The organism is Enterobacter cloacae complex sp. 277I4 (genome assembly GCF_050031465.1).
GTDB lineage: Bacteria > Pseudomonadota > Gammaproteobacteria > Enterobacterales > Enterobacteriaceae > Enterobacter > Enterobacter cloacae.
In genome coordinates, this window is sequence record NZ_JBLGWC010000001.1 from 3,116,284 (window position 1) to 3,133,721 (window position 17,438).

18 protein-coding genes are annotated in these 17,438 nt (G+C 52.8%); 2 read left to right on the forward strand and 16 right to left on the reverse strand.

Going from position 1 to position 17,438, the window contains the following annotated elements; genetic code table 11:
• Positions 1-23: 23 nt before the first annotated feature.
• Positions 24-1,856, reverse strand: a complete 1,833-nt coding sequence (gene uvrC, locus ACQG19_RS15130) for an excinuclease ABC subunit UvrC (RefSeq protein ID WP_013096027.1) — start codon at positions 1,854-1,856, stop codon at positions 24-26.
• Positions 1,853-2,509: a UvrY/SirA/GacA family response regulator transcription factor gene (gene uvrY, locus ACQG19_RS15135; protein WP_426725929.1), complete on the reverse strand. Its 657-nt coding sequence runs from the start codon at positions 2,507-2,509 to the stop codon at positions 1,853-1,855. Before uvrY ends, uvrC begins: the two co-directional genes overlap by 4 nt.
• Before the next feature lie 399 nt (positions 2,510-2,908).
• On the opposite strand from uvrY, the gene ACQG19_RS15140 reads away from it, so the two are divergent.
• Positions 2,909-2,989 (forward strand): hypothetical protein, encoded by an 81-nt coding sequence (locus tag ACQG19_RS15140; protein ID WP_418250438.1) that lies wholly within the window; start codon positions 2,909-2,911, stop codon positions 2,987-2,989.
• Positions 2,976-3,200 (forward strand): DUF2594 family protein, encoded by a 225-nt coding sequence (locus tag ACQG19_RS15145; RefSeq protein WP_013096025.1) that lies wholly within the window; start codon positions 2,976-2,978, stop codon positions 3,198-3,200. The genes ACQG19_RS15140 and ACQG19_RS15145 overlap by 14 nt, the downstream gene beginning before the upstream one ends.
• A gap of 65 nt (positions 3,201-3,265) precedes the next feature.
• Here the strand turns inward: ACQG19_RS15145 and sdiA are convergent, their stop codons facing one another.
• The 14 genes from sdiA to ACQG19_RS15215 all read right to left on the reverse strand — a co-directional run bounded on the left by sdiA (position 3,266) and on the right by ACQG19_RS15215 (position 17,414).
• On the reverse strand, positions 3,266-3,988 hold the full coding sequence (sdiA, locus tag ACQG19_RS15150) for a transcriptional regulator SdiA (protein WP_023622078.1): 723 nt from the start codon (positions 3,986-3,988) through the stop codon (positions 3,266-3,268).
• A 221-nt stretch (positions 3,989-4,209) separates the two neighbouring features.
• Positions 4,210-4,962 (reverse strand): L-cystine ABC transporter ATP-binding protein TcyN, encoded by a 753-nt coding sequence (tcyN, locus tag ACQG19_RS15155; protein WP_013096023.1) that lies wholly within the window; start codon positions 4,960-4,962, stop codon positions 4,210-4,212.
• Positions 4,959-5,627 carry a cystine ABC transporter permease gene (gene tcyL, locus ACQG19_RS15160; RefSeq protein WP_013096022.1) on the reverse strand — a complete coding sequence of 223 codons (669 nt, stop codon included), beginning with the start codon at positions 5,625-5,627 and terminating at the stop codon, positions 4,959-4,961. The genes tcyN and tcyL overlap by 4 nt, the downstream gene beginning before the upstream one ends.
• Before the next feature lie 21 nt (positions 5,628-5,648).
• Entirely contained in the window at positions 5,649-6,635 is a 987-nt protein-coding gene (gene dcyD / locus ACQG19_RS15165; RefSeq protein WP_020687612.1) for a D-cysteine desulfhydrase, read from the reverse strand.
• A 107-nt stretch (positions 6,636-6,742) separates the two neighbouring features.
• Positions 6,743-7,543, reverse strand: a complete 801-nt coding sequence (tcyJ, locus tag ACQG19_RS15170) for a cystine ABC transporter substrate-binding protein (protein WP_013096020.1) — start codon at positions 7,541-7,543, stop codon at positions 6,743-6,745.
• Between the two features lie 86 nt (positions 7,544-7,629).
• Positions 7,630-8,181: a flagella biosynthesis regulatory protein FliZ gene (gene fliZ / locus ACQG19_RS15175; RefSeq protein WP_013096019.1), complete on the reverse strand. Its 552-nt coding sequence runs from the start codon at positions 8,179-8,181 to the stop codon at positions 7,630-7,632.
• Between the two features lie 54 nt (positions 8,182-8,235).
• Complete coding sequence (locus tag ACQG19_RS15180) at positions 8,236-8,955, reverse strand: RNA polymerase sigma factor FliA (protein WP_013096018.1); 720 nt, start codon at positions 8,953-8,955, stop codon at positions 8,236-8,238.
• Between the two features lie 148 nt (positions 8,956-9,103).
• The gene (locus ACQG19_RS15185) at positions 9,104-9,841 is read right to left on the reverse strand and encodes a class I SAM-dependent methyltransferase (protein WP_246932760.1); all 738 of its coding nucleotides are present in this window, start codon (positions 9,839-9,841) and stop codon (positions 9,104-9,106) included.
• Entirely contained in the window at positions 9,838-10,290 is a 453-nt protein-coding gene (locus tag ACQG19_RS15190) for a GNAT family N-acetyltransferase (protein ID WP_246932762.1), read from the reverse strand. The genes ACQG19_RS15185 and ACQG19_RS15190 overlap by 4 nt, the downstream gene beginning before the upstream one ends.
• Complete coding sequence (locus tag ACQG19_RS15195) at positions 10,287-11,252, reverse strand: hypothetical protein (protein ID WP_013096015.1); 966 nt, start codon at positions 11,250-11,252, stop codon at positions 10,287-10,289. The genes ACQG19_RS15190 and ACQG19_RS15195 overlap by 4 nt, the downstream gene beginning before the upstream one ends.
• The gene (locus tag ACQG19_RS15200) at positions 11,246-12,208 is read right to left on the reverse strand and encodes a glycosylase (protein ID WP_028028148.1); all 963 of its coding nucleotides are present in this window, start codon (positions 12,206-12,208) and stop codon (positions 11,246-11,248) included. The genes ACQG19_RS15195 and ACQG19_RS15200 overlap by 7 nt, the downstream gene beginning before the upstream one ends.
• A 1-nt stretch (position 12,209) precedes the next feature.
• Complete coding sequence (locus ACQG19_RS15205; RefSeq protein ID WP_013096013.1) at positions 12,210-12,908, reverse strand: WbqC family protein; 699 nt, start codon at positions 12,906-12,908, stop codon at positions 12,210-12,212.
• 12 nt (positions 12,909-12,920) lie between these two features.
• Positions 12,921-14,075 (reverse strand): DegT/DnrJ/EryC1/StrS family aminotransferase, encoded by a 1,155-nt coding sequence (locus ACQG19_RS15210; protein WP_246932765.1) that lies wholly within the window; start codon positions 14,073-14,075, stop codon positions 12,921-12,923.
• Between the two features lie 3 nt (positions 14,076-14,078).
• Positions 14,079-17,414, reverse strand: a complete 3,336-nt coding sequence (locus ACQG19_RS15215) for a methyltransferase domain-containing protein (protein ID WP_246932767.1) — start codon at positions 17,412-17,414, stop codon at positions 14,079-14,081.
• Positions 17,415-17,438 lie beyond the last annotated feature (24 nt).

Below are 17,438 nucleotides of genomic sequence, written 5' to 3' on the forward strand. Positions count from 1 at the left end.
AGCTCTATGTTGCTACAGAGCCCTCAATGTTTCAACGAGTAGTAGATCTTTTCTGCCAGCCCTTGCGAAATACCCGGCACTTTTGCAATTTCCTCCATGCTGGCGTTGAGTAATCCTTGCAATCCGCCCATATACTTCAGCAGCATCTGGCGACGTTTTGGCCCAACGCCTTCAATGGTCTCCAGCGTGCTGGTGTTTTTCACCTTCGCCCGTTTTTTACGGTGACCGCTAATGGCGTGATCGTGTGACTCATCGCGAATATGCTGAATAACATGCAGCGCCGGGGAATCCGGCGGCAGGCTAAAGCCCTCACCTTCCGGCTCGAAGAACAGCGTCTCCAGCCCGGCTTTACGATCGGCCCCTTTTGCCACCCCCAACAGCAGGGGATGGTTTTTATCCCAGCTGACATCCAGGGATTCAAAGACCGCCTTCGCCTGGCCGAGTTGCCCTTTCCCGCCGTCAATCAGGATCACATCCGGGATCTTGCTCTCTTCAATGGCTTTACCATAGCGACGACGCAGCACCTGATTCATTGCCGCATAGTCATCCCCCGGGGTGATGCCGGTGATGTTATAGCGACGATACTCAGCACGCAGCGGACCGTTCGCATCGAACACCACGCAGGAGGCAACGGTCTGCTCCCCCATGGTATGGCTGATGTCGAAACACTCCATGCGTTTCACTTCCGGCAATTTCAGAAGCGTCGCCAGAGCCGTTAAACGCTGGCTCACCGTCGACTGCTGGGAAAGTTTGGTGCTGAGCGCTGTCGCGGCATTGGTACGCGCCAGCTTCAGATAACGCGCACGGTCGCCGCGCGGTTTGGTCTGGACATTCACCCGGCGTCCCGCCAGCTCGGATAAGGAATCGGCCAGCAGGGTTTTATCGGCAAGGTTAAAATCAAGCAGGATCTCCGACGGCAGCGTGCGCATCTGGCTCCCCTGCAGATAAAACTGGCCGACAAACGTTTCAACCACTTCACCCAGCTCCGTACCGCCTGGTACTTTAGGGAAATAGCTGCGGCTGCCGAGCACTTTGCCCTGACGAATAAACAGCACATGCACACAGGCAAGACCGGCATCAAAGGCAACGCCGATCACGTCGAGATCGTCACCGGTGTTCGAAACAAACTGTTTCTCCGTCACCCGGCGCACCGCCTGAATCTGGTCACGTATGCGCGCGGCCTCTTCAAACTCCAGCGCGGCGCTGGCTTTCTCCATACGGGCAATCAGTTGGGTCAGGACCTGATCGTCTTTACCGGCTAAAAACAGGCGCACGTACTCAACCTGCTGCGCGTACTCTTCTTCACTCACCAGCCCGGCGACGCAGGGCCCCAGGCAGCGGCCAATCTGGTACTGAAGGCACGGGCGCGAGCGGTTACGGTAGACACTGTTTTCGCACTGACGAACAGGAAAGATTTTTTGCAGCAGCGCCAGCGTCTCACGCACGGCATAGCCGTTAGGAAACGGCCCAAAGTATTCACCCTTCGCATGTTTCGCACCACGGTGCATCGCGAGCCGGGGATGGGTATCGCCGCTCAGAAAAATAAACGGGTAGGATTTATCATCCCGCAGCAGAACGTTATAGCGCGGCTGATAGAGCTTAATATAGTTGTGCTCAAGCAGGAGTGCTTCTGTCTCCGTATGGGTGACGGTGACATCAATATTCTGGATAAGCGCGACCAGCGCTTCAGTCTTACGGGAGGCAAGGTTGCTGCGAAAATAGCTGGAGAGGCGTTTCTTGAGATCTTTCGCCTTCCCCACGTAGATAACCGTACCGCCAGCGTCATACATGCGATAAACGCCAGGCTGGCTGGTCACGGTTTTCAGAAATGCTTTTGAATCAAATACATCACTCACTGACTTAATAACGTCTCCGCATTACACAGACCATGACGGATGGCAAGATGAGTCAGTTCAACATCACCGTGGATGTTCAGTTTACTGAACATCCGATAACGATAGCTGTTCACCGTTTTCGGGCTGAGATTCAGTTGCTCCGAGATCTCATTTACCTTCTGGCCTTTGGTGATCATCAGCATAATCTGCAATTCACGCTCAGACAAACTGGCAAACGGAGATTCGGTTTTCTCCGGCTCAATCTGGCTCAGCGCCATTTGTTGCGCAATGTCGGAAGCAATGTAACGCTGGCCGGCAAAGACGGAACGAATCGCGTTCACCACTTCCTGCGGCGCGGCGCCTTTACTGAGGTAACCTGCCGCCCCTGCCTGCATCACCTTCGCAGGAAGCGGGTTTTCGGTATGTACGGTCAGCATGATGACTTTTGTGTCAACAAAGGTACGCGCGATTTTGCGTGTTGCTTCAAGCCCACCGATACCGGGCATGTTCATATCCATCAGCACCACATCGGCTGAATTGGTGCGGAACCATTTAACGGCATCTTCGCCACAGCACGCCTCACCGGCAACTTTAATACCTTTTATATCTTCAAGAATGCGTCGTATCCCTGCGCGCACCAGTTCGTGGTCATCAACAAGAAGGACGTTGATCAAAGGGAATGTCTCCAGAATAGGGATAACGCTACTGAGTGATAATTGGCTTTATATTAACGTTTTTCCTCACAAGATTAAAACGTTAAAAAACCGGCTATTCGATTTCGCTCGCGTTTTTGGAAATTAGCCTGTACAGATGCTGGAAAGAAAGCCCGCGCGGTGAGCGCTTGTACGGCTTTTTTTAAGCATCTGTATTCAAAAAGTTACAAAAATCGCTGCCCCGTCACGGTCAAAAAAACAGTTCTCAAATTTTTGTAACAATAATTAACGGCAAGCGAACCGGCCATAAACAATTAATAATCTTCGACCCTGTACAGTTTACTGGCACGCGGTGTTTATGCAAATAAACACCCTGCGGAAAAGTATGAAAAACAACCGCTGCATTTTTTGGAACAGCTTGTGGTATACTCCGCCGCCTTGACTTGCATCATCGCGCGCGAGCGCTGTTTTATAACGAGGAAAATAAATGAGCACACCTGAATTTGCAACTGCGGAGAATAGCCAGGAACTGGCCCAGGAAGTCAACTGCCTGAAAGCCCTGCTGACGCTGATGTTACAGGCAATGGGTCAGGCTGACGCCGGACGTGTGATCATTAAAATGGAAAAGCAAATCGCGCAGATGGAAAACCAGGCTGAGTCAGCGGTATTTGCCAATACCGTTAAGCAAATTAAACAAGCCTACCGTCAGTAAAAAAAACGGCTGAATGTGTTGCATTCAGCCGTTATCTCGTCTGGCACGCAGAACGTTCTCTCTGCTCAGATTAACCCTGTCGCCGCCGCGTAACACGCAATCTGCGTCTTGTTTGGCGCGTTGAATTTCTTCTGCATATTCTTCTGATGGAAGTTAACGGTATTCTCCGAGATAGAGAGAATGATCGCTATTTCCGCTGATGTCTTCCCTTCCGCAGTCCATTTCAGAATTTCCCGCTCACGTTTGCTGAATTTCATTTCGGGTGGCATCACCATCTCATCTTCAAAACGCAGCAGGCTGGTTAACGCCATTTGCAGCAGCATCTGCAACCGCAGCTCTAATTCTTCGCTGGTGATCGCGCCCGCCTGAACGCTGGTACACGAAACGGACAGGAAACCGAGCGCGTGATTTGGCAGCATCAGGCACTGTGTTATTCCCTTACGCAAGCCATGGTCGCGTGCGCCATTCCATAATGCCTCAGCATCCGCGAATAATTCATCCGTCCAGGGTAAATGGCCCTGAATGAAATTCTCCGGTTTGAGCACCGGATCAATGGCGAAATAATTCTCTGACTGATATTGCGCCATCCACCGTTGCGGATACGTGGCGTGCACAGATATCCTGGGGCGCGTAAATGGCACAGGATGGCGCACACAGAGTGCGTAATAATCAAATTCGAGCGCCTGAGTTTGTCGCTGTAGTTCCTGATATACCTCACTGGCACTGGTCAGTGCCTGAAACCGGAGGAAGCAATCCCGTCGCCAGGTGAAAAAGTCTGAATCCTTCATACTTACTAAATGAAGCCTCTGAAATGATATTCATTATTAAGGTGAATATAACCTAACACATAAAACTTATTTCTAACCACAAAATATCGGCAATAGCACAATTAACTTTAGTTTTGATAAGGTTTATCTGTACTGAGCGGAATAAAAAAACATGACAGACGAAACCGCGAGAGAATAATTTGCTCCAGAAGAAAAATCTGGAGCAAATGCGTGCAAAAATGCTACTGCATAAGGAATTTTTCAAGGAATTGACGGGTTCGCGGCTGCTGCGGGTTGGCAAATAAACTTTTTGCCGGCCCCTGCTCCACAATCCGTCCTTGATCCATGAAAATAGCCCGGTCGGCGACGTCACGGGCAAAGCTCATTTCGTGAGTCACAATGACCATGGTGCGTTTTTCCTGTGCCAGCTGACGAATAGTGTTAAGCACCTCGCCCACCAGCTCAGGATCAAGCGCAGAAGTGGGTTCGTCAAAGAGGATCACATCCGGGCGCATTGCCAGCGCGCGGGCTATCGCCACACGTTGCTGTTGCCCGCCCGAAAGACGACGCGGGTAGCTGGTCTCTTTCCCTGCCAGCCCCACTTTGGCAAGCAGTTCACGCGCGCGTGCCGTGGCTTCCTCTTTTGGTTCACCTTTCACAATCACCGGACCTTCAATAATGTTCTCCAGCACCGTCCGGTGCGGGAACAGATTGAAGCTCTGGAAAACAAACCCCACGTGCTGGCGCAGCTGGCGGATCAGGCCTTTTTGCTGGCTGATGGATTTACCGGTATCAATGGTGATCTCCCCAACCCGAATGGTGCCTCCCTCCGGCTGTTCAAGCAGGTTAATGCTGCGCAGCAGCGTGGTTTTTCCTGAGCCGCTCGGGCCGATAATCGCCACCACTTCACCCTGCTCCACCTCCAGATCGATCCCGTGGAGCACCGTTTGCCCGTGGAATTTCTTCACCAGGTTTTTAACGTCGATAGCACTCATTTTGGATCACGCTCCTGGCGGTTAAGCTGGTTTTCAAAATAGTTTTGCAGGGCAGACAGCACCGTCGCCATCACCCAGTAGATCAGCGAGGCAGCAAGATACATGGTAAACACTTCAAGCGTGCGCGAGGTGATAAGCTGCGCCTGACGGAACAGCTCCGGCACCTGAATCGTCGCCGCCAGCGAGGTGTCTTTCACCAGGCTGATAAAGCTGTTGCTGAGCGGCGGCAACGCCACCCGCGCCGCCTGCGGCAGAATGGCCCGGCGCAAGGTTTGCCACGGTGTCATACCGATACTGGCCGCGGCTTCCCACTGCCCTTTATCAATCGACGAAATTGCCGCACGAAGGGTTTCCGAGGTATACGCCGCCGTATTAAGCGACAGACCAATCATCGCTGCCGGGATCGGGTCCAGTTCAATCCCGAACTGCGGTAAACCGTAGTAGATCATAAAGAGCTGCGCGATAAGCGGCGTACCGCGAAACACAGAGATATAAAAGCGAGCCAGCCAGCGCACCGGCCAGACGGGCGACATACGCATTAAGGCCAGCACAAACCCGAGTACCAGGCCGAAGAACATGCCACCAATACTGAGCTGTAAGGTGAACACCGCGCCTTTCAGCAGGAACGGCAGCGAATCGATAACCAGTTGAATACTTTCTTGCATTATTATTTTTCGACCTGATTTTTAGACATGAGGATGATAGGCAAACAGCGCGGGCGCGCCGCCGGTGTGCACAAATAAAATCGGCCCTTCATCCTTAAAGCGTTTCTGCGCAATGCCATCAATAAGCCCGGCCATCGCTTTGCCCGTATAGACCGGATCCAGCAGTATGCCCTCAAGGCGCGCCAGCAGTTTAACCGCTTCCATTCCCTCTTCGTTCGGCGTGCCGTAACCCGGCGCAAAATAGTCGTCCCACAGCAGAATATCGGCCTTTGCCTTCAGCTCCAGCTGCTCTGCCACCGCCTGCTGCAAGCTCACCACTTTGGGTTTCTGATCCGCAACGCTGCGCGATACCGTCACACCAATCAGCTCAACGTCCGGCAGCAGGTGCTCCAGCCCGACGGCCAGCCCCGCGTGCGTGCCTGCACTGCCAGAGGCAACCACCACTGACGATAGGCTCACCGCCCCTTCGCACTGCTGAGCAATCTCCAGCGCGCTTTCCACATACCCCAGCGCACCCAGCGCATTCGAGCCGCCCACCGGAATGACATACGGACGAAAGCCCTGTGCTTCAAGGCGTGTGGCCAGCTCATCGAGCTGTGCGGTCGGGTCGGTCAACGCATCGACCATTTCAACCTGTACGTTAAAGAGATCCAACAGCAGACGGTTACCGTTGGTGAGGTAGTTCTCTGCCCGTGTACCGATTGGGTTTTCCAGCAACGCCACGCAGTGCAGCCCAAGTTTTGCCGCCACCGCCGCCGTCTGGCGAACGTGGTTGGACTGAATCGCCCCTGCGGTGACGAGCGTATCCGCCCCTTCACGCAGCGCATCAGCCGCCAGAAACTCCAGTTTGCGCAGCTTATTGCCCCCCATCGCCATTGGCGTCACGTCATCACGCTTAATAAAAATATCGCGTCCTAAATAGTCAGAAAATCGCGGCAGATACTCCAGCGGCGTCGGCGCGCCGATAAACTCCAGGCGGGGAAAGCGCGTTAAATTCTGTAGTGACATGGGTTCTCCGGTAACTCAGACAAAATGTGATATTTTTCATTATGCACGCAGACGCGTAAGAAATAAAAAAGGCGCTTTTAAAAGCGCCTTTTTTTAACGTCAAAGACTTATTTGGTGACGTCTGCCCCAAACCACTTCTCAGAAAGCGCTTTCAGGCTGCCGTCTTTTTGCATATCCGCAATGGCGGAGTCGATCGCCTTGACCAGGTCTTCGTTACCTTTACGGACAGCAACCCCGGATTCCTGACGAGAGAACGCATCACCGGCGACCGCCAGGGTATTGTTGGTTTTCTTCACCAGATCCAGCGCCGCCAGACGGTCAACCAGGATGGCATCGATACGGCCAACGCGGAGATCCTGGTATTTTGTCGGGTCATCATCATAGGTGCGGATATCCACACCCTGAACGTTCTGGCGCAGCCACTCTTCGTAGTTGGTTCCCAGACCGACACCGACTTTTTTACCTTTCAGATCCGCGGCCGTTTTGATTGAGCCTTCGTTGCCTTTCTTCACCAGCGCCTGGATACCGGACACGGTGTACGGCGTGGAGAAGTCATACTTCTTCTTACGCTCGTCAGAAATGGTCACCTGGTTAATCACCACATCAATACGTTTGGAATCCAGCGACGCCAGCATACCGTCCCATTTGGTCGGTTTCAGGGACGCTTTCACGCCAAGGTGTTTCGCCAGTTCTTCCGCAAATTCCACTTCGAAACCGGTCAGTTTACCGTCATCACCCTGGAAGCTGAACGGAGGATAGGTTCCTTCCAGCCCGACCAACAGCGTACCGCGCTCTTTCACTTTGTTAAGCAGGTTCTCTGCGGCGAAGGTTTTCACGCTCATTCCCGCGACCAGCGCAACGGCCATAACGCCCATCAGCGCCTGACGACCCAGAAGTGCTAATTTCATAAGTACCCCGATATAGTGGAATTTTTGTGTAGTGTAGAGAAATCGCCTGCAAGGTCAAAGGCGACTGCGCTACATCTTATTCTTTTTTAATATATATCAGAAGTTGTCCCGGCGTGGGCTTTCTGCTTTACCGCCGCCGGCATTTGGACCTTATATTGTGCGTACTTGCGCAGCGCAATACGGTAGTTATTGGTACTGGTCGCAGGCAGCCACGGCTCCAGGTTTTCATCCAGATAGCCGGTCTTGAGCAGATCGCGGGAAATGTTATTCACGGTCAGATGCTGTCCCAGGCGACGCAGGCGAACCACATATTCGCGAACGGTCCCGTGACTCATCTCGGTCTGTTCAAACAGGAACTGTTTGAAACCGATAATATCGAAGAAGTCGCTTTGCTCTTTGCAGTGGAGATCGCCACAGAAACGGCAAAGCGCCACCCACTCTTTCTGCTCTTCGAGCCACGCGGCTTCGTCCATCAACGTGTCGAGACGAGAAATCGCAATTTTATTGACGATTTCGCCACGACGAACCAGCGTGATACGATCGAGTAATTTGTTACAGTGGGCGCAATGCGTCTGGCTGTGTTTAAAGTCTTTCAGGTAGCGGCTTAAAGGCCGTCTTTTAGATTGCTGCACCGTCATGATAACTCCTGGTTGTCAATACGTTGTGCGGCATTTTTCAGGTGAATCAATCACCTATAACTTACCCAGCTTGGTTCGTAAGCGTTTGATGGCCTGGCTGTGCAGCTGGCTTACCCGCGACTCCCCCACTTCCAGAACAGCGCCAATCTCTTTGAGATTAAGCTCTTCCTGATAATAGAGGGTTAACACCAGCTGTTCGCGCTCTGGCAAAGCTTCAATGGCTTCCATCACGCGCTGGCGTAAATTACCTTCCATTAAATGGTGTAACGGGTTTTCTTGCTGATGCTCATCCGTCACCAGCTCGATGCTATCGCCATGCTCTTCGCGCCACTCGTCATAAGAGAAGAGTTGGCTATTATTGGTATCGAGCAACATCTGACGATACTCTTCAACAGGAATACCAAGCCGTTCCGCCACTTCCGTTTCCGTCGCGTTGCGTCCCAGTTCCTGTTCCAGCTGCCCCATCGCATGCGCCACTTCGCGCGCGTTGCGGCGAACACTGCGCGGCACCCAGTCCCGGCTGCGCAGCTCGTCCAGCATCGCACCACGAATACGCTGAACTGCGTAAGTGGTAAATGCCGTTCCTTGCAGAGCGTCGTATCGGTCAACTGCATTCAATAACCCGATACCGCCCGCCTGTAGCAGATCGTCCAGTTCCACGCTCGCCGGCAAACGCACCTGGAGGCGCAATGCTTCGTGACGCACCAGCGGGACATAACGCTGCCACAGCGAGTGTTTATCCATTACACCTTCAGCGGTATAGAGTGAATTCACGATAAACAGCCCTGCGTTAGTTGAGTTATCGGCATGATTATCCGATTCTGCAGGGCGTTCAATTGGATGAATAGTGGGTAAAATAAGGGGTTATTTGGGGGTTACCGATGCATGTCGGGATAACATGCATCCTGCAGCAGGAATAACGTCAGCCTTTTTTACACAGCAAGAATATGCTTGAACATAAATCAGGGTATTGATGGCCTAACTCGTAGCAGCCCTCAAGATATTGCGTCGAGATGATATCCGTCTGTAAAAGTTTATCCCACTGGAAATTAGCCAGCGCTTTGAAAAAAATACCTGTGCGATAAACCACATTCAGTCCGGCAAGACGGGCATCTCTCTCAAGCGTATCCAGAGAATAAGTGCAACGATGGCCATGGAGAAACTCGGCCTCCGTCACCGCACTATTATGCGAGATTAATCCCATTTTGACCGCAATCTGTCGGGAAGCGGCATGCGCATTGGGACACACCAGAAAAAGGTGTCCGTCATCCGTTAGCCATTCATCATTAATGCGTTTTAAGAGGTTAACGGGATCGTCAATATGCTCCAGCACATGGGTGAGAACAATATTGTCATAACGCTCAGGAAGTTGAACATCCTCAAAGCGGGAATGGACAAACGAGACATTTTTTCCCAGGCGCTCACGGGCGATGGTCATCGCCTCTTTGGAAGCTTCCACGCAGGTGATGGCGTTAAATTTTTCAGCCAGGCGTGCGGTGAAATCACCTTTAAAACTACCCAGTTCAAGTAAATTACCCGGCTTAAAGAACGGTGTGAACGCACGAATCATAAAAGGGTGCATCACATCAAAATCAAAGTTATAGGCGTACTGATGATCGGCAGTATCCTTGATTTCCAGATTGTAATCACGAAGGGTCATGTTGTTTTCTCTCTCTGTAAAGTCATGGTTATCTTTGAACCGTTTGCTATTCCAAAGGTAAAACCATGCTTTAGATATAAACGTTGTGCCGACACGTTATTCTTATCGACTTCAAGATTAATTTCAGTCACACCCAGGGAGTGTAAATGTGCAATGCTTTGAATTAACAGCTGACTACCCATGCCGCAATACTGAGCGTCCGGCAAAACGGAAACATTGGTAATAAATCCCTGCTGACGCTGCGCGTTATAATAGGCAGCCACCAGTCCGCTGAGCGTGTTGTTTTGCCAGGCTTCGCTTCGCCATGCCCGCGCCACTATTTTTTGGGCATAGTCCTGTAACGCTATTCTTTCGCTGATTGACGCAATAAATAGCGGGTCACACCGGTTAAAATGTTCGACTATCTCCTCCCGAGAGGCGCGGTTTTGACAAAACACCCAGCGATTCATAACACCAGTTCCGCAAGGCCGAAGCCCGCTTTGCCAAACGCATTACCGTTATAAAGCAAGTAGACTTTTTCATCGCAGCGGAAAAGATGGGGATAGCACTGCATTTCGCTGTCCCAGTCATCCACGGACGCGAGCGACGCCATCTGGCTATCATCACGATGCCAGTGGTGTAAATCATCAGACCAGGCATAGCCCAGACGATAACCGCGCCCCTGCCCAGTACGGAAGTCGAAACACTCCCGGAAGCAAAAGACCATATGATACCGGCCATTGATTTCAATCACCGTCGGCAGCGCCTGACATTCGTCTTCCCCCAACACCGAAGGAATGATTTGCTGGCTGTCACGCTGCCAGTTGATGCCATCGTCTGATTCCGCATGGGCAATTTTATAAATGCGATCCGGCACCGATTCCGGCGTGCGCTTTTTCCAGCCCGTGCCAAAGATGTACCACATGTGGAAACGTTCACGGGTATGGATGACAAAGGCATCACCCACTAAGTGTGGCTCGTGCAATGAGGGGCCCATCACCGGCCCGGTACCGACACGGGTGAAGTGTTCGCCATTGTCTGTGCTTACTGCCAGACCAATGGCCGTATCAACCGAGACCGAAACGCGACGGTTCCACCCGGTTGTCCAGGCCATGATTTTGCCGTCGTGACGTAAAACGTTGCAGGGGAAAATACCGTGCTCGTCGAATGTGCCCAGTTCAGCAGGAGCAAGCACCGGCTCGGGACTGATGCGAAGCACCTCCCGCAGAGATTTATCCATATCCACATAGCAGACGCGGCTGATGAACTTTGCTGAGTGCTTTTCTTGCTCACGCGTGGAGAAATAGATACGGACAAAGTCATCAAACACCAGCGCTTGCGGAGACTGGGCAAACCCCACCCCATTTGCCAGAGGAGGAAACTGCGACGGCGAATAGATAAGTCCGTGCTTACGCCAGTTCAGGGTTAGCATAATTTGCCCTCCAGTTGTGCCAGGCCAAAGCCATAGCGGCCCACCTGATCCCCCAGATAAGCCATGTAAATAGTGCCATCCAGTTCAAATACGTGTGGGTAGCTGATCATCTCGGCATCCCACCCGGAGGCAGACACATCAATGCCAGCTTTACTGTCATCCCGATGCCACGTGATCATATCCAGACTCCACGCGTAGCCGATGCGGTAACCGTTCTGCTTTCCGCGATAATGGGCGCTGTAGCGGTAGCAAAAGAACATATGGTATTTGCCATTGGCGTAAAAGACATCCGGGCTGGCCTGCGCCTCGTCCTCTTCGATACGGCTGGGGATCAGATCTTTATTCAGCTTCGTCCAGTTGATGCCATCGTCAGAGGTCGCCATGCGGATCTTGTAGACCGGCTCTGCGCGGCCATCCACCCACTTCCATTTGCGCCCGGCGATATAAAAAAGCTGCCACTGGTTATTGAATCTGCGAATTTTTGGCCCACTCATCACAAACGGCTCATCCGGTGAGTAGCCAATAGCCGGTCCCGGGCCCGCTTTAACAAAGGTTTCCCCCTGGTCATGGCTCACCGCCATGCCAATTGCCACGTTAAACGGCACCGATTCGCAGCGGGTCCAGCCTGCATACCAGGCTTTTACCACATCGTTATCGCGCATTACGGAGACGGGATAGGTTCCAAATTCGTCGAACTCTCCGTATCCGCCCAACGGGAGAATCGGTTCGCGGGCGACGCGCAACACGTGGAAGAGATCGTCACGTGCCAAATCGACCCAGGCAGAGTAGCTGACATATTTTCCCTGTTCATCGGCGGGTGGACGGCAGGAGAAATAGACGCGTACGAAATCATCAAAGATCAGCGTCGCAGGAGCCTGCGCAAACTCTTTAAGCCAGGGGAGATGGGTCACTTCCTGCGGGGTAAAGACCTTACCCAATTTTTTCCATGTAAACATATTAAATTAACTCATAACCATGCTGGAGGCGACGAACCACCTCATTGCGAGGGTTAAACATCATGACGTCAATAATCGACAGCCACGGAATAAACGCCGCGTCAGAATGCGGGTAGTGCCACGGCTGCGGCTGGATAAATTTCAGCTCAAGCCCGCGGTCGACAAAATCCTCCCGGGAATAGAGCGCCATGCCCCCCGGGGGATTAATATACGTACGGGCGTTCATCACCTGACAAATATCGATGACGCGATCCTGAGACTTTAACGCGTGATTCGCCGGTAATGAGGACGAGACAATCAGCTCGCAGGAGAAGCCAAAATAGTCCCGCAGCCGGTTCAGCCCCTGCCACAGATAATTAAAAAGGTTTTCGTCCGGGTTCTGAATAATCTCCTCAACCACCGGCATTACCGCAGAAAATGAGGGGGCGTGGCGATACGCCCCGATTATCTGATTGCACAGCTTGTTGCGGTCAAATGTGGCTGAGAGCTGCCGCTCCCTGATATCCAGAAAGTCCGAGTCTTTTTTTAGCGGCAGCGAGATTAACGACTCCGCACCGCGAACCTGAATACGGTTACGGTTAATCCACCCTTTTTTCGTGTATTTGATGTTGTCATACACCACGAAAGCATCAACGGCCGCCATGAGCTGAAAATAGCCGCAATACGGGAAAAAATAGGGTTGCATGATCGCCAGCTTCATCGGTTTCCTTTCCTATCCATTGACCACCAGCGCAGGCTCAGCCGCATGAGCAGCATCGATAAACAAGCCCTGAATAATCTCAATAATACGACGCTGATCGGCCACCGGCAGTCCGGGATAGATAGGCAGGCAAAGCACCGCATGAGAAATTTCATCGGCAACCGGGAGATGTTGTACATTCGCCGTCGGGAAGTGGCGATACATCGGGAAGGCGCTGATAAGCGGATAGAAATAACGGCGGGCATAGATATTATGCTTACGTAATTCCGCATAAATCGCATCCCGGCTGACCGCCGAATCTGCACGAATAAGTACCGGGAAGTAAGAGTAATTCCATTCAATATTACTGGCCGGTTTAATGTATTCCAGCGCCGGAAGCGCGGCATCGAGCAGTTCAACGTAACGCTGATAAATCACCGCACGTTCCTGCAGCGCACCGTCAATATACTTTAATTGCAGCAGTCCCATGGCCGCCTGCACTTCATTCATCTTGGCGTTAATACCCGGCGCCATCACGATGGTTTCATCGGCAAAGCCAAAGTTTTTAAGATAATCGATGCGCTGTTTGGTTTTGGCGTCGTGGCAAATAATGGCGCCCCCTTCGAAGGTATTAAATACCTTCGTGGCGTGGAAGCTCAGCACGGAGAGATCGCCATAATTGAGAATGCTGGCGTTATCCTGTTTGACGCCGAAACAGTGGGCCGCATCGTAAATCACCTTCAGCCCATAGGTATCGGCAATCTTCTGGATGCGTTCCATATCGCACGGAATACCATAGCAGTGGACCGGCATGATGGCCGTTGTTTTAGGCGTAATCAGTTCTTCAATGCGATCCGGATCGATATTAAACGTGACAGGGTCAATATCGGCAAACATCGGCGTTAAATCATTCCACAGCAGGCTGTGAGAGGTGGCGACAAAGGAGTATGGCGTGGTGATCACTTCGCCCGTAATACGCAATGTCTGCAGCGCCGTCAGCAGCGCGAGCGTGCCGTTAGAGAACAGGCAGACATGCTTTACGCCAAGATAGGCCGCCAGCGCCTCTTCCAGTTGCTGATGGAATTGCCCGCTGTTGGTCAAAATTTTACTTTCCCACAAGGTCTCCAGGTAAGGGATAAACTCCTCAAGTGGCGGAAGAAGTGGACTGGTAACGTAGACATTTTTCATAAGTTAATCCTCAGTACCTGTTACCCGGAAACTGTGAGGTGCTTCGTCAGCACACCATTTACGCCAGGCCTGACGTAGGGCCTGCTGGAAAGGAATCGCCACATTGCTCTGCCCCTGCGTCGGGATCGTGCTCCGCATGCTCTGGCGCAAGGCGTTAAGGGTTTCCAGTTGGGTTTGCCAGCGCACGGCTTTATCGAAATAGTCCTGCTGACTTTCCGCAACAAATTCATCCAGCCCGTAGATATGCATAATCTCCAGCCCCTGACGGGCAGGATAGGTCGCCCCTGCCAGGGTGAGCGTCGGGACGCCCATCCAGATGCCATGGCTGGTGGTGGTGCCTCCGTTGTATGGGAAGGAGTCAAGGAGCATGTCCACCTCGTGATGCATCTGCAGGTAGGCCTCCATTCCCGTGGTTTTACGGAAGATGAGCTGTTCATCCGCCACGCCCAGCGCATTGAGCTTCTTGCGGTAGCGGGCGATCATCGCGTCATCATCCATAAATCCAATCAGCAGCCTTGACGTGGCGTTATGCTGGAGAATGCGCGCCCACAGCGCGAAGACCCGATCGTTCAATTTTTTAGGACGGTTAAAGCTACCGTAGGTAAACCAGCCGTTCGTCAGGGCTGGCAGCGTATTGACGTCAGGACTGGACGCATCCGGCTCGAAGAAATTATCAAGCGGGATCGCAATCAGCTTCTCCGTGAACTGCGCGTCTATCGCCGCATTTCTGACAAACCCGGTACTGATAATGCGGTAATCCATCTGCGTCATCCCGGTCGTGCCCGGGTAGCCCAGCCAGGTGATTTGCACTGGCGCAGGCTTAAAGGCAAACGCAGGTAACCGCGTTCCGGTGGTATGGCCCGAGAGGTCAAAAAGAATATCGATCCCGTCACTGTGGATCTGTTTTGCCAGCTCAACGTTATTGAGATCGGTAACGGATAACCACTTCGTCGAGGTGTTACGGAAGTGCTCCGTGACGGCATCATCTTTATCGAGCGTGCTATAGCCGTAGAGGGAGAACTGTTCCCGGTCCATACCATCCCAGAACGGCCGCAGGAAACGGCTTACCGGGTGGTTGCGGAAATCGCCGGAGACAAAGCCGACGCGCAGCGGCCGCTCAGGATCCTTGCTACCCTGCCACGGCAGCGTCAGGTCGAATTTTTTCGCCCATGCGCTCACCAGCTCGCCATAAGCAAGATGGCGCTCGAAGAGCACCTCCGGCGAGACGGAAAAATCGTGGGTCAGAACAAACAGCAAGCTGGTGAAACAGTCAAAATCACCCGGCGCAAACTCGAGCGATTTCTCAAGGAAATAGCGTGCTTCCGTCAGTTTCTGGTTATCACTCAGAATGATGCCCATCATTGCGAGATGCAGCGGGTTCGTGGCGTTATAGCGCAAAGACTCTCTGGCACAGCGTTCAGCCATGGCCATGTTGCGGCGCGAGTGATACACCACCGCCAGCGTATTCCAGAATGACGCGTTATTTTTATTCAACCGCAGCAGCGCCTGGAGGATGCGGGCTGAATAATGCAACTCACCCTTTTTCTGCAGCACCGTGGCCAGGTCGAACCAGATATCCTGCCCGGCAGAGTAGCGGCTCATCAGTTGACCGAGTGCCGATAAGGCCTCATCCCAGTCCCCCATCAGCAGGCTGGCGCGGGAATAGCAGCGAAGCATATGCAGGTTATGGGGATCGTTTTCAATCTGTCCGCGGATATAATCGCGCGCGTCTTTAGCCAGACCCGCAGCAATCAGGGCGTTGACGTTTTTGTAGATGAGATCGATAGCAGGATCCTGTTCATCCTTCTCCCCTGCCATTATTTGTCCGTCAGCCAGTAAACCACCCTGCTGCGACCCGACGTTAAGCAGCAACAGCGTATCGATGCTACGTTTGAGATAGTCAACATCCCCCGGGCGTAAATAATGCTGCTGTGCTCTGCGCCACGCTTCAGGGGAGCCTTTCAACAGACCTTTCGCTTTCAGTGCCGAAAAAAGTTCGCTGCTTTTGGCCTGATTGACATCCATGCCTGCAAGTGCAAATTCACGCTCTTCCTGACTAAGAGTGACGCGCGCGCCCCACAAATTAAACGTGACGTCGGCGTCATCGCCTGCCTGAAGAGGTGAAATGAAGGCAAGTTCACGTTCCGGTTGAACATTGTATGGCCCTGGTGAACCGGCCCAGTAGAGTCCCGGAATTTGATTGAGAAACAGATCTTTCAGTGACTCAAGTACCTGCTGGGCGACATTCTCCTCCTTTTCAGGAAGACGGGTGTTGAACACCAGCTGTTCAAACGACAGGCTCAGCGGCCATGCGCCGCCAAGCAGATCGAGAATGTGCAGGGTCGTGGTATTAAGCGTTGAGAAAAACTTCCCTTCCGCGTTGGTGTGAGCATTAACAACCTCACCCCGCTCGTTGCGGTAACGCCTGAAATCACCGGCCCAGTGCAGCGTGTTCAGGCGGGTAAAATCCAGCGCCGCCGCGTTGACGGCATCATCACGGGAAAGCAGGCTGACGCGCTCGCGACGGTTGACGGCAAAATCGAGATATTGCTGCGCGGCAATCGACGTCTGTCCGGATGAGACCAGAGCGTGCAGCTGATGAATTTGCTCGCTAACACTTTCACCCGTTTCGTACTGCGGCAGCGCATCTCCCACGTAGCGTAACCCGCAGGCGGAAAGGCTATCGTTGAAGTGAATAAACTGCCCGGAGGTATGGGTGGCGCTTGCCAGCATCTCACTAAGGGTGGCGTCGTCAACGTGCTCCATCGCGAGCACATGGTGTTTGATCTCGCCTTCCGGCTGAGTCATGGCCAGATAGCTGAGCATGCCGCGAGCAAACGCCACCTGCTCTTCTGGCCGGCCCGCCAGACGTGCATGGAAAGCCAGCGCATCCTGGACATATTGCGCCGCGGACTCAGGCGGGGTAAAGGTTTGATGAATGGCAATCATGCCGCGCGCCGCCAAATGACGACGACACCACTGCAACAGCGCGTCACGCTCTGGCATGCCAGCAGGAATAAAGTCCCCACGGATCAGAATGTAATCGAACTCACCCGGCGACACGCTCAACACATCGTTAAGACCCGCCGCAACCAGTTCGATATTGGCGATACCCAGACGCTGCGCCTGCCTCTGCCCCGCTGAAACAGCCTCTTCGTTACTATCAATCCCTATCCCGACACAATCCGGCCAGGCCAGCGCAGCGGATAACAACACATCTCCCTGTCCGCAGCCTAAATCCAGGACGCGCGCATTCTCAGGCGCCCCGGCAGGAAACTGATACAGGGCAGCGGCAGCCTGCAGACTGGATAGCGTGAATCGATTATCTGGATACAACATACAGAGAAAGTTCCATGAGTTCAG